We start from the raw sequence: 21,159 nt of genomic DNA, 5'->3' as shown, positions 1-21,159 counted from the left end.
CTTCGGGACATCTAGCCAAGACTCGGTGAAGGGGGAATCTCCCGCTATACGAGAAGCGTTAGCGGGATGAGCGTCAACAATCTCTGCTATTGGGTTTAGCATTGACACTAACAAACTTTGCCACAGGGGTAGCTGCGGGGTTGGCACAGTTACCGATTGCTGGTGCCGTTATAGCGAGCACAATCACCAGTTGGTTGTGCATCGGTAGTGGCTTTTGGCTGGGGCAGCAACTCCGCGAACAAACCCCCTTGTGCTTTGGCTCTTATTTAGAGGGGTTGGCGAGTCTATTCCTCATAGCGGTTGGTGTCCTCAAATGGTTTGAGTCCCCCTAGGGCGATCGCCAAAGCACATCGGCCATCCGACACACCTGCACCATTGCCGCCACATCATGGACGCGCACCATGTCCACCCCTTGGGCAATGGCATGGCAGCAAACCGCTGCGGTACCCCAAACCCGGTCTTTAGGATTGGGTAGGTTCAGCACATCACCGATAAAGCGTTTGCGCGATGGCCCCAGCAGGAGAGGATAGCCAAGGCTTTGAAATTGCTGTAGTTCTCGCAAAAGAGTGAGATTCTGGGGCGTTGTTTTGGCAAAGCCAATGCCGGGATCAATCATTAGGTGTTCTGGGGGAATGCCGCTGGCGATCGCCCGCTGGGTCTGTTCTCGAAAATAGCAAAGCAAATCGCCAATCAAATCCTCGTAGTCGGTTAACTGCTGCATGGTGGCCGGGGTTCCCCGCCGATGCATGAGGATATAGGGCACCCCCAAAGCGGCTACCGTCGCAAACATGTCGGAATCCGCCTGCCCCCCTGAGACATCGTTGACAATATTGGCACCTGCTGTTACTGCTGCCCGAGCAACCACGGCATGGGTTGTGTCAATGGAAATGGGAATCTGCGACTGCTGGCGGATGCCCTCAATCACGGGTAATACCCGCGCCAACTCGGCACTAATGGGCACTTCACCGGCTCCCGGACGGGTGGACTCACCGCCCACATCAATGACATCTACCCCTGCTGCTACCATCTCAAGGGCATGGGCAACCGCACTGGCCGGATTAAAAAAATCCCCACCGTCGCTAAAACTATCGGGGGTGATATTCAAGATGCCCATGACATAGGTGCGCTTTCCCCAAATCAGGGCGCGATCGCCCACATGCCAGCCCTTCATGCTGCAGTCTCTCCTTGCCGTTTCGCGTGGAGCTTCAAGAGAATCTCTTGGTGAACCGCTTGGGTAATTGGATAGAGATAGGCCAAAACAATGCCAACGATGAGAAAGAAGGTCGGTAAAGGACCAATGGCAATGCGAATGGCTAAAAGTGCCGAAGGGGGCTGAACGGGTCGCGGTTCACCAGCAACTGTGGAGAGGTAGCCTGCCCATTGCAACGCCTGACCCACAAGAAACAGCGCAAGAGCAAGACCCACTTTTTGTAACAGTACCATAAAGGCATAGAAGATTCCTTCCCGCCGCTGGCCACTGTTGAGTTCATCAAGATCAATCACATCGGGAATCATTGACCAAGGGACAAGGTAGGCTGTTGAAACCCCAAATCCCGCCAGAATGGCGCAGACATAGACCAGTGTTGTTTGTCCCGGCTGCAACAAAAACAAGCCGGCTTGGGCAATAATCCACAGTGCCATACCCATGTAATAGACTGCCTTCTTGCCGATACGGCGACTCACGGCACTCCAGACAAAGAGCATCATCATCGCTGTCGATTGCACTGCTAGCGCCACTTGTGTATATTCAGCCGGAGACATTTGCAACCAATCACCAATAAAAAAGGGAATCAGGGAAGCTGTAATTTGCACTGCCAACCAAGAGCAGAGGTAAATCCCCATGACCAACAAGAAGGGGCGATTCCCAAAGACCAAGCGCAATTGTGTTTTCAGGGGTAGATGGCTTTGGTTACTTCTAGGGGTATGGCATTCAAACTCGCGTACCCGTTGCCCGGTGCCCCAAACACACCAGTAAATTGGCAGCACCGAGAATACGGCAGCAATGCCCCCCAAAACAATGTATTGGGTTCGAGGTTCCCTAATGGCTTGGAAGAGAAGTTGCGCCAGCAGCAGTGAGCCAATACTGCCGCCGATGGAAAAGGCAAAGCGAAAACTATTGAGACTCGTGCGTTCGTTGTAGTCCTCAGTGAGTTCCGCCGTCAGGGCACTGTAGGGCAGGTTGACGGCTGTATAAAACGTGTTGAACAGGAGACTCATGAGGACGTAGTAGCCAAAGAGAAGCCATTGATCCGCCACTGGTACCCACCAGTTCAGGAAAAAACAGACGCCAAAGGGAAGGGCGGCTGAGATCATCCAGATGTGGCGGCGTCCCCATTTACCCACAGGGGTGCGATCGCTCAGGTAGCCGATGATCGGGTCATTGATGGCATCCCAGATTTTGCCAATCATCAGTACACTGCCCGCCAAGCCAGCATTGAGTCCAGCCACATTGGTCAAAAACACCATCAGGAAAAACACCTGTAAATTGGCAGTGATGGCGGTTCCCAGATCACCGGCGCCAAAGGCCAGTTTTGTCCATAGGGAAAGGGGCGGACGGTTACTGGTGGCAGCAGGATTTTGGCTGGATGGGTCTAGTGGCATGACGCTTTGTCCATTGCGATTGTTTCTTTTTAACGATTAGCCAGCAACTGCAACTGCCCATTGACTTGCCCATTGTAGAATGCGCTGCACCTGTTCAGGCGTTTTCCCTTGGCAGTAAAGGCGCAGCAGAGGTTCAGTACCACTGAAGCGAATGAGTAACCAACCGCCATCGGCTAGATGAAACTTGTAGCCGTCAATGCTCTCCCAATGGCTAACGGGGCTATCTAAAATCTGGGTGAAGGGATGTTCTGCTAGGATTGCTTCTAGTTTTTGTCGCTGCGCCAAGGACGTGAGAGTGAGATCAACGCGATCGTAGGCACTGTAAAAGTTCGTGGTTGCCTGCAACTGCTGGTAGTATTCCCCTATGCTCAATCCCGATACCACCAGTGCTTGTAGTAGGTACAGTGCTGACAGGAGCGCATCTCGCTCAGGAATGTGGTGGCCATAGCCAATGCCGCCGGATTCTTCACCCCCTAAAAGGATGGTTTCTCCGGCAAGCATGCGATCGCCAATGTACTTGAAGCCGATGGGCGTTTCAATCACCGCCAACCCATGGTGGGTGGCCACTCGCGCCACCAGATCAGAACTGCTAATGGATTTGATCACGGCTCCGCGGTAGGAACTGTGGCGTGCCAGATGATCAATCAAGATGGGAATAATTTCTTGGGCGGTGTACAGTACACCCTTGCCATCAATGACCGCTAGGCGATCGGCATCGCCATCAAAAACTAAACACACTGTAGGGGGGTTACTCCCTTGTTGCCGCAGTTGTGCTTGGGTTGCAGCTAAGTAACGGCTAATGGGTTCAGGGGCGCCCCCACCAAAGAGGGGGTCGCGATCGCACCGAAACTCCCGTATCGGGACTTCTAATAACCGCTCTAGTCCCCCTGCGGCCACCCCATGCATAACATCAGCATACACTTGCAGTTTACCCGTGGCGATCGCCTCCCGAATCGGCGCCGCATCCACATGAGCACGCAAGGCCGCACAATAGCTGGGCCACGGATCAAAGGTTTGATAGTCGGGTTTTGCTGCTGCCACCGGTGGTGGGTCTCCCTGAGCCAACTGCGCTTCAATAGCTTGGGTGACGGTTGTTGGGACTGAGCCACCAAAGGCACCTTTCACCTTCAGCCCTGCATAGATGCTAGGATTATGGCTCGCCGTGATCACCAACCCACCAATGGCTCCCTCGGCTTTGACCGCCCAACTAAAGGCGGGTGTCGGTGCCGCACATTCTGAGAGCCACACCTGGTAGCCTTGGCTTGCGAGTAATTGGGCAACGGCGGCGGCAAACTGTTCCGCCAAAAAGCGGCGATCATAGCCAACCATGATCCAAGGTTCTCTGTCCTTTCCATATGTCTGATGGAGGACTGCCGCCGCTGCCTGCGCGGCTCGCAGCAGACGATTGAAGGTAAACTCAGCGCCAATGATGCCGCGCCAGCCATCGGTACCAAAGCGAATGGGGGCATCCTCAGGAATCAAAACCTGATCTAAGCGAAGGACAGAAGCAACCATAGAGCGCAAGACCCAAGAACTGCTCTGTAAGACTTATACAAATCTATTCAGTCAAGTCAAATGGACTCCATTGTTTAGATTTGCTGCTTACTTCCTGCTTCATCGAAGTCTCAAGAGCGACGCTCTCGAGGGGGATTACTTCTCCAGGGTTTGGGTGGACACACCCTTGCATTTCGCCGCTTGAGAAATTGACAGTTTGCTCATAAGAGTGATTATACACCATAAAAGTATAAGTTTATGTAATTTTGGTTAATTTATCGGTTACTGCTGTTACCCCTTCTGAACATATCATGCAGTTGTACAGCCCTTTTCCGAAGTGGAAACGAGGATGATATAATTATTGCGAATTGTTAATTAGGCGATGGGCACTGCTGCTAGGTGCCTTTTGGCGATGACTGATCTCTAGTAGCCTAAACCTGCATCACCTTTAGAGAGGTATAGAACCCTATGGCATTTGTACAAGAACCCCTTCCCTTTGATCCGGGTGCCCTTGAACCCTATGGGATGTCTGCGAAAACCTTTGAATTTCACTATGGCAAGCATCATAAAGCCTACGTGGACAACCTCAATAAACTAACCCAAGATACCGAACTGGCTGATAAATCCCTTGAAGATGTGATTCGCATAACCTATGGCGATGCTGCAAAAGTGGGCATCTTCAACAATGCGGCTCAAGTGTGGAATCACACCTTCTTCTGGAATAGCCTCAAGCCCGGTGGCGGTGGTGCTCCCACAGGAGATGTGGCGGCGCGGATCAACAGCGCCTTTGGTAGCTATGACGAGTTCAAATCCCAGTTCAAAAATGCGGCTGCTACTCAATTTGGCAGCGGATGGGCTTGGTTGGTGCTCGAAGCTGGTACACTCAAGGTAACCAAAACCCCCAATGCTGAAAATCCACTGGTTCATGGGCAAGTGCCTCTGCTGACCCTTGACGTGTGGGAACACGCCTATTACCTCGACTACCAAAACCGTCGTCCCGACTTCATTGATAACTTCCTCAACCAACTGGTGAATTGGGACTTTGTCGCCAAAAATTTAGCGGCTGCCTAAGATTCCCAATTTTTTGTTCTGCTCTTACTGCATTACTTCATTGATTTCACTGATCCCCGTTCTGTTCGAGCGGGGCTTTTTGTTCCTGAGCAGTGATTCAGACATAAAGATATGTATAGAGTCTGGTTAAGTTAAAATTAAGATAAAAGTAAGTTTGGTTAATTAACGTTAGTTTAATAATGGTATTTCTTTGGGCGTTGAGCAAGGGGGGCTTATGGAAAGCCTAGGGCATATCGCGTACGCCGCTTTTGAAAAGTACTACCGCAAAATTAGCAAACATGAGCCGGGGGTAATTCGGGATCGCGATGTTGAGGCGATTCACCAAATGCGCGTGGGCTTGCGACGTCTGCGCACGGCTCTGGAGGTATTTTGTAACACAGTACGTTTGCCCAAGGGGGTTTCGATTCAGCGGGTGCGGGCGATCGCGGGCAGCCTTAGTCCCGTACGGGATTTAGATGTAATGATGCTGGCGCTCAAGGAGCAGTATTACCCTCATCTACCTCGCCCTGAACAACAACAACTGGCAAAACTAATTAAGAAACTTGAAAAACAACGCACAGAACTTCTACAAAAAGCCCTCCAACTGCTGCGGAGCGATCGCTATCGCAAATTGCAACAGGGGCTAGAAGAATGGCTAGCTGCCCCTCAATATCGTGAGATTGCTAACCTACCGACGGAACTGATTGCGCCCGATATTTTATTGCCTTTGGTGTGTCAATTGCTCCTGCATCCGGGGTGGCAAGTGGCCATTGAATGGCAGGGCGATCGCCCCCTCTTCCTTGCGGTTAGTAATCCGCCTCAGTGGCTGCAAAATGCGGGTGAAGAACTCCACGATCTCCGCAAGCAAACGAAACGAGTCCGCTATCAGATGGAACTCTTTAGCAGTGTCTATGGAGACGCCTTCGCCGAACAGGTGGATGCCTTTGCTCAGTTGCAAGAACTCTTAGGTACACTGCACGATGGCGTTGTTCTCTATGACTTTTTCCGTACCCAACTCGGACTCAATCTCCGTCAAGCCTCTCCTTGTCTTGCAGAAATGATTGCTCTTGAGCAGACGCGGCAATGGCAAACTTGGCGCTGCGTCCAGCAGGAATACCTTAGCCCTGAAAAACGCCATCAAGTGCGCTCTCTACTCCTAATGCCACCAATGACTATGAGCGCCAATGGCAACTCCCTCGGTCATCAGATAGTCGCCTCTGCCAACTGACGAGATCGGCTAGCAATGGTAACGATTGCTTTTCAATTGTCCTAGGGCGATCGCCCTTGCCGAGCCGTATGCGACGATAAAAATAAAACCCCTGCCAGTCGAGGAGAACAAGAAACGAATGAGCGTCACGGAACAACAAGCCTTAAGTGTTGGTCTGCGGGTGCGCGTCAAGACCCCTACCGTGGTCTATCACCATCCTGAGCATCGTAACGAGCCCTTTGACATTCAGGGAATGGAAGGAGAAGTTTACGCCATCCTCAACGACTGGCAAGGCCGTCCCATTAGCCCCAACTACCCGATTCAGGTGCGCTTTAGTCCCAAGTTCATTGCCCATTTGCACCCCGACGAGCTGGAAGTGATTTAGGTACGCTGTATATGCCTCCCCGTTGGCCCCGTAAGCCCGATCGCCGTGATCCGAGCTATCGCCGCTTGGACGATCGCATGAATTTTGCTGTCCATGTCGCCCTTTTTGCTGCATTTAATTCTGGTGGCTGGTTTTGGCATCAATTACAACCTACGGCAGTGCCCTTCATGCCGACAGTCACGCTGGTATGGTTACCTTTGTTGGCAGTTCATGCCCTCTATGTGTTTGCGATCGCTCGTTATGCCGACTGAAAGCAATCTATGCTCCATCCCCCCCCCATAGCTCTAACAATTGAGCGTGATCGTCAGGTACGTGATCAAGATCACTGATAAAACGCTCTTAACGCACAAGCTCCCACAAGATTGGGGAACAAGATAGGGACTAAGAAAACACACTTCCCTATCAATTTCCACAGCTTTACCCCGATTGGAGCCGTGACCATGATTCATCAAAGTCTATCCTTAATTTTGTTGACTGGAGCGATGTTAACCCCTTTGGCGATGGGTGTGCGTCCCCTTCAGGCTCAACCCACCATTAACCCCAGACATCTCAAGTTAATTCCTCGCCCACCGATCGTTTAGGATTTACGGCCACAACTTTCTTGCCCTGACCCCGCAGCGCAGGCAGTCAATTTTAGCTTAGTGAATCGCACAAGTCCGTTTCAGGGGCGGGTACGGATTATAGGGGTAGTGCGCAATCGGGGCACAGATGCCTATCAATCACGCGCCAATCAACAGATTATTTATTTATATGAACAAGTCCCCGGTGGCAGGGCGCAACTGGTTGCCCAGCAGTCGTTTCAAAATCTTGCTGTAGGTCAAGAGGTGACGGTAATGTTTGAGCGTCCTTGGAATGTTTCATCCCCAGCAGAGGGAGAGTTTCCGCCGAGCTATGTGCTGGCGATCGGGTATGAGCCTGATATTCGGATCGATGGCAACCCCAACAACGATGACTGTTGCTTAGACAACAACCGCCTTGAACGCAGTGGCGCTGAGATCAAGGCACTCTTTCGCTAGTCTCCTATGGGCGATCGCACCATCACCTATAGTCCGGCCTTTACCCTTGTGCCCACGTACGAGTGCTTTAATCGCTGTACCTACTGCAACTTCCGTCAGGATCTTGGCACGAGTGGCTGGTTGAGTTTAGAGGCGGCGGCCAAACAGTTGGCAGCACTTGATCCGCAACAGGTGCGAGAAATTCTCATTCTCAGTGGCGAAGTTGCCCCCAGCAGTCCTCAGCGTTCCCAATGGTTAGAGCATCTCTACAATCTGGCAGTCTTAGCGTTGGATCAGGGATTTTTGCCCCACACGAATGCAGGTCCTCTGAGTCGAGCAGAAATGGCCTATCTCAAGCAGGTGAATGTCTCGATGGGGCTGATGCTGGAGCAATTGACGCCGAAGTTGCTGCAAAGTGTCCATCGCCATGCTCCCAGTAAAGATCCACAATTGCGTTTACGTCAACTGCAACAGGCCGGGGAACTAGGCATTCCCTTCACCACGGGGTTGCTCTTGGGTATTGGTGAGGCACCGCAGGATTGGCTAGAAACTCTTACTGTCATTGCTGAGTGTCATGGGCGGTGGGGGCATATTCAGGAGGTGATTTTGCAGCCCCACAGTCCCGGTCAACAGCAGGAAGAACCGTTGCCCCCTTTTGATCTGAGGCAATTGCCCAAGGTGGTGCAGTGGGCGCGATCGCTCTTGCCCGAGGACATCACCATTCAGATTCCGGCAAATCTGGTAACAAATCCAGAGGTCTTACGGGCATGCCTAGAAGCCGGCGCTCGTGACTTGGGTGGCATTGTCCCCTTAGATCATGTCAATCCAGACTATCCCCACACCGATGTAGCAGTGCTAAGAGAACAATTACGCGCTTGGGGATGGGAGTTAGTACCTCGACTCCCTGTCTATCCGCAGTTTGTGGATTGGCTGCTGCCATTCCTAAAGGCAAAAGTTAACGGGCTTTCTGTTTGAGCTGGAGTCCCAGTTGATAGATGTCGCGCCGCGAAAGCCCGGTAAGATCAGCCAGTTGACGGCTGGCTTGGGTGAGGGAAAGACCTTGGCTAAGAAGTGTCGCTAATTCCTCAGCTAGATGATTGGGATTTACGGCTAGAGAGTGTTCAGGGGCACCGGCTAAAACCAGTGTGTATTCGCCACGGGGGGAATGCTCCTGTAGATAAGCGCAGGCAGTACCGAGGGTTCCCCGCCAAAATTCTTCGTGGTGTTTTGTGAGTTCACGGGCAAGTACGAGGGGGCGATCGCCCCCCAAGGTCTGACATAACTCTGTTACGGTTTGCACCAAGCGATGGGGGGCTTCGTAGAGAAGAATCGTGCGAGTTTCCTGTTGCAGCGCTGCTAGTCGCTGCTGGCGATCGCGCCCCTTAGTCGGCAAAAACCCTTCAAAACAAAAGCGATTCATCGGCAACCCTGCCGCCATCAGAGCTGTCAAAGCAGCATTGGCACCGGGAACCGGTGTCACGGGAATGGCTGCGGCAATACAGGTGGTAATTAATTCATAGCCGGGATCGGACACCCCCGGTAAGCCCGCATCACTGACCAAAGCAATCTGTTGACCCGCCTCTAGGCGCTGAAGCAGTTGAGGCACACGCTGTTGGGTATTGTGCTCATGGAGACTGATTTGCGGTGTGGTAATGCCAAAGTGCTGTAACAGGCGGCCGGTGTGGCGGGTATCCTCCGCAGCAATGAGATTCACCTCCTTGAGAATGCGCAGGGCGCGAGCGCTTATGTCCTCAAGATTGCCAATGGGGGTACCCACTACCCACAGTTGCCCGATGCTCATCAGGAAATTTTTTCGCCACTGAGAATAAAGATGGGTTCTACCGCTGCAAAAATTTGGTGACCCCCCCGCGTTTCCAGACGATTGATCACCGATTGCACCACCTCTAGGCTACGGGCTTGCACTGTTGCGAAACCTTCGGAGAGGGCATAGAGATTTTCTAAACTGCTGGCGATCGCCACCAGGCGCCCTCCAGGAGCAAGATACTCCCATGCTTGCAGCAAAACTTCTTTAATCGGACGCCCCCCCTCAAGGCAAATCCGCTGTGGTGTGTGGCGTAATTGAGGAAAACAATCTGGGGCAGAACCGGCAACAATCTGCACATTCTTAACCCCAAAGCGATCGCAGTTGCGCTGGATCAGATCAACCACTTCCTCATCCCGTTCGATGGCAATCACTTGTCCGCGTTTTGCCAAGCGTGCTGCTTCAACAGCGATCGTACCTGTACCTGCTCCCACATCCCAAAGGCAGGAGTCCGGCTCAAGCCGCAAATAGGAGAGCATCAACAACCGCGTTTCTCGTTGGGTAAGGGGAATGCCCGGTAATCGCTCGAAGAGACCATCGGGGATACCCGGAGTCACAAATGGCCAGGGATCCGCCGTCATAGAAACCGCCTAAAAGCGTTAAGCGTTGCTGCTTTGGGCGAGGAGCCGTTCCTTGAGCTGTGCTAAGGCATCTGCCCAGCGGGGATCCGGTTGAACAGCTTCCATATCCATCGAGCTGTATTCAGCGGGCGTAGAATTTGCTTGGGTACGCCGCCCATTATTTTTATTATTTTTGCGATTGTTACTGCGGTTACTGGAAGTGGTTTTTTCTGCCACTGCCTCCTCTTTTTCCTTGGATTCAGATTTGGGCTTGTCGTTGGCCTTCTCAATCTTGAGGGGGTTGTCCTTAAAGGTGTAGCCGTTGAGTTTCTCAATCACCTGATCGGCTATTTCCTCAGATTCGACGGTGACAAAGCCGAACCCCCGGCACTTGCCAGTTTTGCGATCGGTAATCAGCTTGGTGGTGCCCACTTCCCCCACTTCTTGGTTAAATAGGGCTTCTAGCTCTTCGCGGCTCAGTTCGCGCGGCAGATTGCCCACATATAAACGTACGGACATAAAGAAACCTCCCTTAGGCAGCTTAAAAACAACACGATTGAAAATTGGACAGTCGGGCGTGAAAAACCGCTCGTAACCAAGGCCTAGAGCCAAGAATGGCACACAAAGACCCCGCTGCTATTAGTGGTGTAAAATGGCTAGATTGGTTCACAGCGATTATTGCTAATTGAGAACCTTGATGAGTGTGGCAGAGCAAAGGCAGTGAGAGCACTTTTGCTCTTTATTGTCCCTACTTAGGTTACCACGGTTTTTCCACCTAGGGCTAGGATTTTGCGGAAAAATTTTGCTGTGGCAGCGCAAACACAATGTGGCACAATAATCAGTGCTGTTTTTGCGATGTGATGCCTGTGACTGCGACTACTGTGCCTCGTCGGCCTGTTTTTCCCTTTGCAGCAATTGTCGGTCAAGACGAAATGAAACTGTCATTGTTGCTCAATGTCATTGACCCCAAAATCGGTGGGGTGATGATCATGGGCGATCGCGGCACAGGCAAATCAACCACGATTCGCGCCCTAGCGGATCTGCTGCCGGAAATTGAGGTGGTGGCGGATGACCCCTTTAACAGTCACCCCAGCGATCCCGATCTCATGAGTGATGCCGTGAAGGTGGCCGTGGCAGCGGGTGAACCGATTCACACGATCAAGAAAAAAGTGCCCATGGTGGATTTGCCCTTGGGGGCGACAGAGGATCGGGTGTGCGGCACGATTGACATTGAAAAAGCCCTTGCCGAGGGGGTAAAAGCTTTTGAGCCTGGACTCTTGGCCAAGGCAAACCGCGGCATTCTCTATGTGGATGAGGTCAATCTCCTCGATGATCACTTGGTGGATGTCCTGCTGGATGCCGCTGCCTCCGGTTGGAATACCGTTGAGCGGGAAGGCATTTCCATTCGTCACCCCGCCCGCTTTGTCTTGGTTGGCTCCGGCAATCCTGAGGAAGGGGAACTGCGGCCACAACTGCTGGATCGCTTTGGCATGCATGCTGAGATTCGCACCGTCAAGGATCCGGCTCTGCGGGTGGAAATTGTGGAGCAGCGATCGCAATTCGATCAAAACCCTGAAGCTTTCTTGGCCAAATACCAAGCCCAACAGGAAGCCCTCCAAGCCAAGCTGGTGGCTGCCCAAGCCCTATTGCCCAGCGTTACCATTGACCACGAACTGCGGCTGAAAATTTCCCAGGTGTGCGCCGAGCTAGATGTGGATGGCCTGCGGGGAGACATTGTCACCAATCGTGCCGCCAAGGCCTTGGCCGCCTTTGAGGGACGCACCGAGGTTACCGTTGATGACATTGCGCGGGTGATTGTCCTCTGTCTACGCCACCGACTGCGCAAAGATCCTCTAGAGTCCATTGACTCCGGATATAAGGTACGCAAGGTCTTCCAAGAGGTCTTTGGCGTGGAGATTCCTGCCTAATTATTTCAGTTGCTCTAATCCCCATTCATAGAGCGATCGCGCCACTCCTTTTTTGAGCAGTTGGTCTTGATTGAGAATTTGGCGAAGCATCTCTAGCAACCCTTGATGAATGTCTTCGGGGGATGCATCTAGGAAAACATTTGCCAACTCAGTCAACTCTTTACGACTGATCGCGCGATTGCGGTGAACAACACCATTGCGATATTGATTGACTGTCTCTAGCTTTTTAACAAAGGCATCACTGGGCGATCGCCTCTCAACTATTGCCCATGCTTGCCGCAATTCTCCCAAACTTGGGTCTCGATAGGGGTTTCCCTCAGCGCCCTCTTGCCTCAGCGACCAATTCTCCTGCTCGTACCGCCAAAATAGAAGTCGCTCCAGCATCTGCGTAAATTGCATGAAGGCTAGGGTATAGTTTTCCTGCTGCAAGGCAAGCTCGATGAGTAGTTCAAACTCCCAAATCTTTAAGAGCTTACTTGCGGGGGTTTCTCTGTCAGGGCACCGCTCAACAGTCTCTTGTCTCCATTGGTCGCGCTGCTGTTTATTCACTAGTTTGATAGTGCTCTTTTGATCTAACCACCGCTCTCCTTGAATCCCTTTGAGTAGTCCTTGGATATCCCAATTGGTCGCTAAACTCAGGAGATGGGCAAGTTGGTAAAGGGCTTCGTAGCGATCGCGATGGGCTTCAAGTAATACCTTGGCGGCAGTAAAGTCGCCCCGTTTCCATGCTGTGGCAATCCGCTCCCGCTCCAGTGGCCAAAACACCTTACCTAAGGAAACCACATCAAAACATTCAGCACTGCGGGCAGACTGGTTGCTGGGGTCAAAGAATGGCTGTGGCTCTATCGGGATAATTTGGCTAACGGGGTACTGACGCATGAGAATTGCTGCCATCATGCCCAAGGCATCTGCAATTTGCGGCACAGACCCTTTGGTTTGAATGTGCAACTGCCAATTGGCGCGGTCAGGCTCTGGCAAATTCTCGATGTACTGTTTTAACTGTTTTTCCGTGAAGTTCCACAGGGCTTGCCTGTCATTGACGGCGATTGGACAGTTCCAGACCCTGACCTTAAAGTGGGAATAGCGCTGCTGAATCGCCCCTGCCATCAACTGCGCCAACCAGCAGGTATCCATTCCATAAAATTGCCAACCGACTGATTCTGGCTGATCGGTGCCCCAGAGAATCACCTCTACGGGTTCCGCTAGTGCCGCATAGTGTTCCGCCAAGATTCTCTCATCGAGCAGCAAAACCACCGGCGAAAAGTCATTCTTTGTTCGACAATGCTGATAGACAATCTCACTCAAATAGCGCACGCCGTACCGGTACTTTTCTTCAGGGTCATGGAAACCCCGCTCGACACCAAATTGCTGGTATAGTTCATCGAGATGGGGCGGATCCTTACGACTGCCATCAGCTCCAAAACTGCGCACAATACCATCATTGCATCGCCAGGCCACTTGACGGTTGCCGACAGTAATCACCACTGTTTTCATGGCAGTCTCCCTTTGCTGTGAGTGAATGGATTTTACTGAGGAGGATGCTCAAGGGCGATCGCCCCCAAGTAACCCCGCCGATAGGCCTGCAATAGTTCTCGGGCTGCCCGTTCTAAGTCCCCGTGGTAGCGGCGGTTGGCCAGCTCATGCAGATAGGTTTCCCCCGTGTCGGTAACGGCTAAACCATAGCGATCCTCAAGGCGATCAGCGTGTCCCAACCGGTGCAGTAGCTCCACCAGAACCGGCGCCACCCGACAAGGATCGTAGGCCGCTTGACCAATGTCATCACAGATGGCCAGCTTCACCGCCGCCTCTTGATTCTTGAAATTCAGCGGCAAGACACCGGGGGCATCCAAGAGTTCCAAGCTAGGAGACAGGCGCACCCAGCGCAGTTGCCGTGTCACACCGGGACGCGCAGCACTCTCGACAACCCGCTGCCGCAAGAGACGATTAATGAGGGCTGACTTGCCGACATTGGGAAATCCGAGAACCGCAGCCCGCACGGCTCTCATTTGCATGCCCCGCTGTTGACGCCGTTGATTCATAGCAGCCCCTGCCTGCACTGCCGCCTGTTGGAGTCGGCGAATCCCTTCGCCCCGCTGCGCGTTGGTGAAAAAGACCGTTTCTCCTTGGGTCTCAAACCAGGTCAGCCATTGCTGGCGATCGCGATCGCTAATTCTGTCCATGCCATTGAGCACCAAAAGGCGGTGCTTGCCGCTCGCCCACTGCCGAATTTGGGGATGACAACTGGCAAGGGGGATCCGCGCATCCCGCACTTCAAAAATCACATCCACCTGTTTCAGTTGCTCCTTGAGGGCACGTTCGGCCTTGGCAATGTGGCCGGGATACCACTGAATCATCGAACTCATAGAAATTCCACCCTCTTTCGTCGAAGAACAATAGAGCGATCGCTGGCTATCCGGAAAAGAGATTGACTATAGACAATAAATAACTATTTTTTAATAGACCCAAAATTATGGACGCACCTTTTATATTTAGAAACCTATGAACAACCTTAAAGATTGATAACTCAAACCTATAGAATAATTAAGAATCTCCAAAGCAAAAGTTATTGCATTGGGTATCAACTAAGCTGATGCTTAAGCATAAGACCTACGACGACACTACAGGCTTGCGGATGGTTTTATCATCTTGCTGAGTACCCTATCGCTAAATTTTGCCCCATTTGGGGGAATCGTAGCGTTCACACTACCCATCGCAAAGGTTGCCCGTAGAGACCGCTCTATCTGGCACACTAATTATTTTATTAAATGAGGAAAAACGTCTATGGCCTATACGCAATCGAAATCCCAGAAAACTGGGTATCAGGCAGGGGTAAAGGACTACCGCCTGACCTACTACACCCCTGATTACACTCCCAAAGATACTGATATCCTAGCGGCCTTCCGTGTGACCCCACAGCCAGGGGTACCCTTTGAGGAAGCCGCCGCAGCCGTTGCCGCAGAATCCTCCACCGGTACTTGGACTACGGTGTGGACCGACTTGCTCACTGATCTAGATCGGTACAAGGGGCGCTGCTATGACATCGAACCTCTGCCGGGCGAAGACAATCAGTTTATTGCCTACATTGCCTATCCCCTTGATCTATTTGAAGAAGGTTCGGTAACGAACTTACTCACCTCCATTGTCGGCAACGTCTTTGGCTTTAAGGCTCTCAAAGCTCTGCGCTTAGAAGATTTGCGCCTGCCAGTGGCCTATCTGAAGACCTTCCAAGGCCCGCCCCACGGCATTCAGGTGGAGCGCGATAAACTCAATAAATATGGTCGCCCGCTTTTGGGTTGCACAATTAAGCCTAAACTGGGGCTGTCGGCAAAAAACTACGGTCGTGCAGTTTATGAAGCGCTGCGCGGTGGATTGGACTTCACCAAAGATGACGAAAACGTCAACAGTCAACCCTTTATGCGCTGGCGCGATCGCTTCCTGTTTGTTGCTGATGCTATTCACAAAGCCCAAGCAGAAACCGGCGAAATCAAAGGTCACTACTTGAACGTGACCGCTGCCACCTGCGAAGAAATGCTGAAACGGGCAGAGTTTGCAAAAGAATTGGAAATGCCCATTATCATGCACGACTTCCTCACCGCCGGCTTCACCGCCAATACCACCCTCTCGAAATGGTGCCGGGACAATGGCATGCTGCTGCATATTCACCGCGCCATGCACGCTGTGATCGACCGCCAGAAAAACCATGGGATTCACTTCCGAGTCCTAGCCAAGTGCTTGCGGATGTCCGGCGGTGATCATATCCACACGGGTACGGTGGTCGGTAAACTAGAAGGGGATAAAGCCGTCACCTTGGGTTTTGTGGATCTGCTGCGGGAAAATTACATTGAGCAAGATCGCTCCCGTGGGATTTACTTCACCCAAGATTGGGCCTCAATGCCCGGTGTGATGGCAGTTGCCTCCGGCGGTATTCACGTCTGGCACGTGCCAGCACTGGTGGACATTTTTGGTGATGATGCCGTGTTGCAATTTGGCGGCGGTACTCTGGGTCACCCATGGGGGAATGCACCGGGTGCAACGGCCAACCGGGTGGCTCTTGAAGCCTGTATCCAAGCTCGCAATGAAGGCCGCGACCTCATGCGCGAAGGGGGTGACATCATCCGTGAAGCTGCCCGCTGGAGTCCTGAACTGGCTGCCGCCTGCGAACTTTGGAAGGAAATCAAGTTCGAGTTTGAGGCGCAAGACACAATCTAGGTAGGGCAGATGGGGTTCAATCGGAGCTGTGGCAACGATTTCCCCGTAGGTCTATGGATGTCAAGCACATTGCCAAGCAAACCACCAAAACCCTGATTAGTTACTTGACCTATCAGGCAGTGCGAACCGTGATTGGGCAGTTGGCCGAAACCGATCCACCGCGATCGCTCTGGCTACACCAGTTCACGAGTCAAGAAAGTATCCAGGACGGCGAACGTTACTTGGAAGCCCTCTTTCGCGAACAGCCCGATCTCGGTTTTCGCATTCTTACAGTGCGCGAACATCTCGCCGAAATGGTGGCGGACTACCTACCCGAAATGCTGCGTGCGGGCATTCAGCAGGCCAATTTGCAACAACGCTGTCAACAACTGGAGCGGATGACCCAAGTGTCTGACACCACTGTTGAGAGCAGTAACCCAGAAACTCCTGAATAATTTGTTGATTGTTAACCAATTGAGGAACCTATGAAAACACTGCCTAAGGAGCGTCGTTACGAAACCTTTTCCTACCTCCCTCCTCTAAGCGATGCTCAAATTACCCGTCAAATTCAGTACGCCATTGATCAGGGCTACCACCCCTGTGTGGAGTTCAACGAAAGCTCTGATGCAGAAATTCGCTACTGGACAATGTGGAAGTTGCCCCTCTTTAACTGCACCAATGCCCAAGAGGTGCTCAATGAGGTGCAGCAGTGCCGCTCGGAATATCCCAACTGCTTCATTCGCGTGGTGGCCTTTGACAATATCAAGCAGTGCCAAGTGATGAGCTTTATTGTCTATAAGCCCAATCAGGCCGGCAGCGGCTACAGCGGCTATCGCTATTAAGGCTGAGATCTTCTCAGTTTATTGCAATTGAATTAAAGTTAAGGGGGGCATTGCCCCCTAATTTTAATCGCCTCAAGCAATCGCCGCTCCTCTATGTCCATCATGGTAGCGGTGGGAATTATAATTTTGGGCTGCTCTTAAGCATGGACACTCAGGGACTGGAGTCGGCGCTCGATAATGCCCAATTGCTGTTGAGCCGCAGTGAGTTGGGCTTGGGCAATGGCTACTACCTCTGGTTGGGCTTTGTTGACAAAATTGGGGTTATTGAGGCGAGCGGTGAGCGATTGAATTTCCCCCCTCAGGCGATCGCCCTCCTTCTGGAGTTTAACCACCAAGGCCGCCACATCCACCACCCCCGCAAGGGGAATGAGCACCTCGCTTTTGCCTACCACCCCACTAAAGACCTGCTGGGGGGAGGGCAGGCCGGTGCCAATTGTCAGAGATTCTAGGCGGGCTAGGTGTTGAATATCCGCCGCTCCGGCTTCAAAGACCGACACTTCTTCAGGACTAGCGTCAATTAGGGCAGTAATATACATCCCCGGTTTAATCCCCGCCTCTGCCCGCAGATTCCGAATGGTGCGGATGGTTTCAATCAAAAGACTGAATTGGGCTTCAAGGTCGGGGTCAATGGCGCGGCGATTCACTTTCGGATAGGGCTGTACCGCCAAAAGTTCGCTTTCGCCCACCTGATGTAGGGTGTGCCAAATCTCTTCGGTAATGTGGGGCATGAAAGGATGCAGTAGCCTCAATGTGCCATCGAGAACCGTGGCCAGCACCTGTTGTGCCGTGCGCTTGGCTTTGGGGTTATCCCCTTGCAACCGGGGTTTCACTAGTTCAATGTACCAATCGCAAAAATCGCCCCAGATGAATTCGTAGAGTCCCTTGGCCGCCTCCCCAAGGCCATAGGTCTCAATGCGTTGGCGGGTGGTTTGAACGGCCGTGTGGTAGCGACTGAGAATCCAGCGATCGCTGGGCACCAAGTCCCGCCGCTGCGGTTTCCCCAATTGGGTGGGGGTCTGACCCTCCAGATTTAGCAGCACAAAGCGAGAGGCATTCCAAAGCTTATTGGCAAAGTTGCGAGCCGCCTCGACGGTGGCCGATTCGTCGGTCTTGCGGTTGTAGGCCAAGCGAATATCCTGCCCGGCACCCACCACTTCCTTGACCAAGCTATAGCGCAGGGCATCGGTGCCGTATTTATCAATAAGAATGAGCGGGTCAATGCCGTTGTTGGCAGATTTGGACATTTTTTTGTTGTTTTCATCCCGCACCAAGCCGTGGATATAGACATCGCGGAAGGGAATTTTGCCGGTGAGGTACTGCCCCAGCATTGTCATCCGCGCCACCCAGAAAAAGATGATGTCAAACCCGGTAACAAGGGTGGTGTTGGGGTAATAGCGGCGATAGTCTGGCGTCTCATCGGGCCAGCCGAGGGTAGAAAAGGGCCATAGGCCAGAGGAAAACCAAGTATCGAGGACATCTGAATCCTGCCGGAGTTGAATATCCTCGCCAAATTGGGCGATCGCCTTGGCGCGAGCCTCTGTTTCATTCATCGCCACCACATAGGGGGTCTCATCCCGTACTTCACCACCGGTTTCACTGACGACATACCAAGCCGGAATTTGATGCCCCCACCAGAGTTGCCGCGAGATACACCAATCCCGCAGATTCACCAGCCAGTCGCGATAGACCTTTGCCCAGCGATCGGGGATAAAGCGGGGGGAGTGCTTTTGATCCAGTGCCTTGAGGGCAGCATCCGCTAGGGGACGGATTTTGACAAACCATTGGGTGGACAAGAGGGGTTCAATCGGAACCTTCCCGCGATCGCTATAGGGAACGGTATGTTTATAGTCCTCCACCCGCACCAAAAAGCCCTCGGCCTCTAGGCGAGCCACCACCTGCTTACGGGCGACAAAGCGATCCAAACCGGCAAACTCGCCGGCATTTTCATTGAGGGTGCCATCCTTGTTCATCAGATTAATCATCGGCAGATGATGGCGTTGCCCCATAACAAAGTCATTGGGATCGTGGGCTGGGGTCACTTTCACACAGCCGGTGCCAAAGGTGGGATCCACCAAGGGGTCACCGATAATCGGAATTTCGCGCTGCATTAGGGGCAGGCGCACGGTTTTGCCAATTAAATGGCGGTAGCGATCGTCCTCAGGGTGAACTGCCACCGCCGTATCCCCCAGCATCGTTTCCGGCCGGGTTGTGGCTACCTCTAAATACCCTGAGCCATCCGCCAGCGGATAGCGAAAATGCCAGAGATGCCCCTGTACTTCGCGGTTTTCCACCTCTAAGTCCGAGACTGCCGATTGACTGGCAGGGCACCAGTTCACCAAATACTGACCGCGATAGATTAGCCCTGCGTCATAGAGGCGATTAAAGGCGGTCAATACAGCCCGCGACAGACCCTCGTCCATGGTGAAGCGTTCCCGCGACCAATCCACCGACAGTCCCAAGCGGCGAATTTGGCTGACAATCGTATTGCCCGATGACTCTTTCCACGCCCAAGCCCGTTGGAGATAAGCCTCCCGTCCCAAGGCAAAGCGGTTGGTGCCCTCCGCCTGCAACTGTTGATCCAAAATCGTGCTTACGGCAATACTGGCGTGGTCTGTCCCCGGCAACCAGAGGACGTTGCGGCCAATCATGCGGTGATAGCGAATCAGCACATCAATCAGGGCATGCTCAAAGGCGTGCCCCATGTGTAAGCTGCCGGTGACGTTGGGGGGTGGAATGACAATGCAATAGGGTTTACCGGGGTGGTTGGGGTCAGCATGAAACACACCACTGCTTTCCCAAAGCTGCTGCCACTTCGCTTCGGTTTGCCTTGGGTCGTATTGAGTGGGAAGGCTAATCGCGTCGGTCATGGGTTGCTGCACTACTCCAAGACCCTTAGGCCATCACCATACCACCATCTACATTGAAGACTTGCCCTGTAATGTAGGCGGCTGCCGGATCCAAGGCCAAAAAGCGTACCATCCCTGCCACCTCCGTGGGGTCGCCATACCGCCCTAGGGGAATAAATTTAAGGATCTCCTCTGCTTTGAGGCCGGCGGTCATCTCCGTAGCAATAAAGCCGGGGGCAACCGCATTTACCGTGATGCCCCGACTGGCAAGCTCCTTGGCAACGGTTTTCGTAAAGCCAATCACCCCCGCTTTGGCCGCACTGTAGTTGGCTTGGCCGGGGTTGCCCATTTGCCCTGCTACAGAGGTAATGTTGATAATCCGTCCCCGTTTTTGTTTGAGCATCAGTTTACTCACCGCACGGGTACACAGGAAAACTCCGGTCAGGTTGAGGTTAATCACCGCCTGCCAGTCTTCGAGGCTCATACGCAGCAGCAGTGTGTCGCGGGTAATGCCGGCATTGTTGACTAAGATATCCACACGGCCATAGGTTTCCACGGTTTTGGTCACGAGGGTCTCGACCTGCTCTGGAACAGACACATCGGCAGCAATGGGAATGGCTTTTCCCCCTTGTTGTTCAATGGTCTGCACTACTTCAAAGGCGGCCTCGGCCGAGCGGGCGTAGTTGACAACTACCGTGGCTCCCTCTTTCGCCAGCTCGAGGGCGATCGCCCGACCAATTCCTCGTGAGGCACCGGTGACAATGGCAACGGCTGTTTCGCTCAAATCAGTTCTCTCCTGTCTCTCCTAAAGGCAAAAATGCTGCACGTATGAACCATCACAAATTTTAACAGCCGATGTTACCCCTCTTAGTGCTACGGTCTCTCATTCCCCAACTGGATCAACACGCAAGGCAGTATTTTTTTAGATTTTAGAGGGAGCGATTTAGCCAATCAGACACCTCCTCTAGGTCGGTGAAGTCTAGAAGGGCTTCTGCAAGGGCTTCGATTTGCTCAGGAGAGAGCCGACGGATGCGTTCTTCAAGGTCATTGGGCACACTGCCAAATCGCCGCCTCAACTGGCGTAGGACAACGGCTGCCTCTCCTTGCTGTAATCCTTCTGCGTAAACCTCCTGATAAAATCGTGTCTTCTTCAGTTCGTCAGTCGTCAACCCCAGCATGCGCAGCACCTCCTCGCGATTCAGCGTGGTGAACCGATACAGCATGATTCTCGTGATTAACTC

Annotated in this window: 22 protein-coding genes; 11 read left to right on the top strand and 11 right to left on the bottom strand. The window is 52.7% G+C overall.

Annotation, left to right across the window (positions count from 1 at the left end):
* The first annotated feature begins 101 nt into the window (after positions 1–101).
* Entirely contained in the window at positions 102–332 is a 231-nt protein-coding gene (locus ACK4IR_RS11700; protein WP_409874532.1) for a hypothetical protein, read from the top strand.
* Here the strand turns inward: ACK4IR_RS11700 and folP are convergent.
* Genes folP through ACK4IR_RS11685 form a run of 3 tightly spaced genes read right to left on the bottom strand, consistent with a single transcriptional unit; the run spans position 329 to position 4,116 of the window.
* Complete coding sequence (gene folP, locus ACK4IR_RS11695) at positions 329–1,171, bottom strand: dihydropteroate synthase (RefSeq protein ID WP_409874531.1); 843 nt, start codon at positions 1,169–1,171, stop codon at positions 329–331. The genes ACK4IR_RS11700 and folP overlap by 4 nt on opposite strands.
* A complete protein-coding gene (locus ACK4IR_RS11690; RefSeq protein ID WP_409874530.1) occupies positions 1,168–2,601 on the bottom strand; it encodes an MFS transporter in 1,434 nt (477 codons plus the stop codon). The genes folP and ACK4IR_RS11690 overlap by 4 nt, the downstream gene beginning before the upstream one ends.
* Positions 2,602–2,637: 36 nt before the next feature.
* Positions 2,638–4,116, bottom strand: a complete 1,479-nt coding sequence (locus tag ACK4IR_RS11685; protein WP_409874529.1) for a phosphoglucomutase/phosphomannomutase family protein — start codon at positions 4,114–4,116, stop codon at positions 2,638–2,640.
* Between the two features lie 447 nt (positions 4,117–4,563).
* Here ACK4IR_RS11685 and ACK4IR_RS11680 point away from each other — a divergent pair, with 447 nt between their 5' ends.
* The 6 genes from ACK4IR_RS11680 to cofG all read left to right on the top strand — a co-directional run bounded on the left by ACK4IR_RS11680 (position 4,564) and on the right by cofG (position 8,707).
* Positions 4,564–5,166, top strand: a complete 603-nt coding sequence (locus ACK4IR_RS11680) for a superoxide dismutase (RefSeq protein WP_181495045.1) — start codon at positions 4,564–4,566, stop codon at positions 5,164–5,166.
* Positions 5,167–5,380: 214 nt separating this feature from the next.
* Positions 5,381–6,373 (top strand): CHAD domain-containing protein, encoded by a 993-nt coding sequence (locus ACK4IR_RS11675; RefSeq protein WP_409874528.1) that lies wholly within the window; start codon positions 5,381–5,383, stop codon positions 6,371–6,373.
* A 118-nt stretch (positions 6,374–6,491) separates the two neighbouring features.
* Positions 6,492–6,737: a ferredoxin-thioredoxin reductase variable chain gene (locus ACK4IR_RS11670; RefSeq protein WP_409874527.1), complete on the top strand. Its 246-nt coding sequence runs from the start codon at positions 6,492–6,494 to the stop codon at positions 6,735–6,737.
* Positions 6,738–6,748: 11 nt separating this feature from the next.
* Positions 6,749–6,988 carry a hypothetical protein gene (locus ACK4IR_RS11665; protein WP_409874526.1) on the top strand — a complete coding sequence of 80 codons (240 nt, stop codon included), beginning with the start codon at positions 6,749–6,751 and terminating at the stop codon, positions 6,986–6,988.
* Positions 6,989–7,378: 390 nt separating this feature from the next.
* Entirely contained in the window at positions 7,379–7,753 is a 375-nt protein-coding gene (locus ACK4IR_RS11660) for a hypothetical protein (RefSeq protein ID WP_409874525.1), read from the top strand.
* A gap of 6 nt (positions 7,754–7,759) precedes the next feature.
* Entirely contained in the window at positions 7,760–8,707 is a 948-nt protein-coding gene (cofG, locus tag ACK4IR_RS11655) for a 7,8-didemethyl-8-hydroxy-5-deazariboflavin synthase subunit CofG (protein ID WP_409874524.1), read from the top strand.
* Here cofG and rsmI read toward each other — a convergent pair.
* The 3 genes from rsmI to ACK4IR_RS11640 are packed head-to-tail and all read right to left on the bottom strand — an operon-like array spanning position 8,688 to position 10,633.
* The gene (gene rsmI / locus ACK4IR_RS11650) at positions 8,688–9,533 is read right to left on the bottom strand and encodes a 16S rRNA (cytidine(1402)-2'-O)-methyltransferase (protein ID WP_409874523.1); all 846 of its coding nucleotides are present in this window, start codon (positions 9,531–9,533) and stop codon (positions 8,688–8,690) included. The genes cofG and rsmI overlap by 20 nt on opposite strands.
* Positions 9,533–10,135, bottom strand: coding sequence for a precorrin-6Y C5,15-methyltransferase subunit CbiT (cbiT, locus tag ACK4IR_RS11645; RefSeq protein WP_409874522.1), 603 nt, complete (start codon positions 10,133–10,135; stop codon positions 9,533–9,535). Before cbiT ends, rsmI begins: the two co-directional genes overlap by 1 nt.
* A gap of 18 nt (positions 10,136–10,153) precedes the next feature.
* Complete coding sequence (locus tag ACK4IR_RS11640) at positions 10,154–10,633, bottom strand: RNA recognition motif domain-containing protein (protein WP_409874521.1); 480 nt, start codon at positions 10,631–10,633, stop codon at positions 10,154–10,156.
* Between the two features lie 341 nt (positions 10,634–10,974).
* On the opposite strand from ACK4IR_RS11640, the gene bchI reads away from it, so the two are divergent.
* Positions 10,975–12,042, top strand: a complete 1,068-nt coding sequence (gene bchI, locus ACK4IR_RS11635) for a magnesium chelatase ATPase subunit I (protein ID WP_409874520.1) — start codon at positions 10,975–10,977, stop codon at positions 12,040–12,042.
* On the opposite strand, the gene ACK4IR_RS11630 is transcribed toward bchI, so the two are convergent.
* A complete protein-coding gene (locus tag ACK4IR_RS11630; protein ID WP_409874519.1) occupies positions 12,043–13,536 on the bottom strand; it encodes a hypothetical protein in 1,494 nt (497 codons plus the stop codon).
* A gap of 32 nt (positions 13,537–13,568) precedes the next feature.
* The gene (gene ylqF, locus ACK4IR_RS11625; RefSeq protein ID WP_409874518.1) at positions 13,569–14,405 is read right to left on the bottom strand and encodes a ribosome biogenesis GTPase YlqF; all 837 of its coding nucleotides are present in this window, start codon (positions 14,403–14,405) and stop codon (positions 13,569–13,571) included.
* A gap of 418 nt (positions 14,406–14,823) precedes the next feature.
* On the opposite strand from ylqF, the gene ACK4IR_RS11620 reads away from it, so the two are divergent.
* From ACK4IR_RS11620 to ACK4IR_RS11610, 3 genes are read left to right on the top strand one after another with little or no spacing between them, the layout of a single operon-like run.
* A complete protein-coding gene (locus ACK4IR_RS11620; RefSeq protein WP_409874517.1) occupies positions 14,824–16,251 on the top strand; it encodes a form I ribulose bisphosphate carboxylase large subunit in 1,428 nt (475 codons plus the stop codon).
* Between the two features lie 53 nt (positions 16,252–16,304).
* A complete protein-coding gene (rcbX, locus tag ACK4IR_RS11615) occupies positions 16,305–16,685 on the top strand; it encodes a RuBisCO chaperone RbcX (RefSeq protein ID WP_409874516.1) in 381 nt (126 codons plus the stop codon).
* Between the two features lie 30 nt (positions 16,686–16,715).
* Entirely contained in the window at positions 16,716–17,072 is a 357-nt protein-coding gene (locus ACK4IR_RS11610; protein ID WP_409874515.1) for a ribulose bisphosphate carboxylase small subunit, read from the top strand.
* Positions 17,073–17,209: 137 nt separating this feature from the next.
* Here the strand turns inward: ACK4IR_RS11610 and ACK4IR_RS11605 are convergent, their stop codons facing one another.
* The 3 genes from ACK4IR_RS11605 to ACK4IR_RS11595 all read right to left on the bottom strand — a co-directional run.
* Positions 17,210–19,939: a valine--tRNA ligase gene (locus ACK4IR_RS11605; protein ID WP_409874514.1), complete on the bottom strand. Its 2,730-nt coding sequence runs from the start codon at positions 19,937–19,939 to the stop codon at positions 17,210–17,212.
* A 25-nt stretch (positions 19,940–19,964) separates the two neighbouring features.
* Positions 19,965–20,702, bottom strand: coding sequence for a 3-oxoacyl-[acyl-carrier-protein] reductase (fabG, locus tag ACK4IR_RS11600; RefSeq protein ID WP_409874513.1), 738 nt, complete (start codon positions 20,700–20,702; stop codon positions 19,965–19,967).
* A 145-nt stretch (positions 20,703–20,847) separates the two neighbouring features.
* Positions 20,848–21,159 (bottom strand): DUF4351 domain-containing protein (locus ACK4IR_RS11595; protein ID WP_409874512.1); only part of this gene is annotated, 312 nt, incomplete at its 5' end.

It is taken from the genome of Thermosynechococcus sp. (assembly GCF_046299635.1).
Classification (GTDB): Bacteria; Cyanobacteriota; Cyanobacteriia; order Thermosynechococcales; family Thermosynechococcaceae; genus Thermosynechococcus.
The sequence above is the reverse complement of the archived record's forward strand: the minus strand, read 5'-3'. Positions and strand labels throughout refer to the sequence as shown.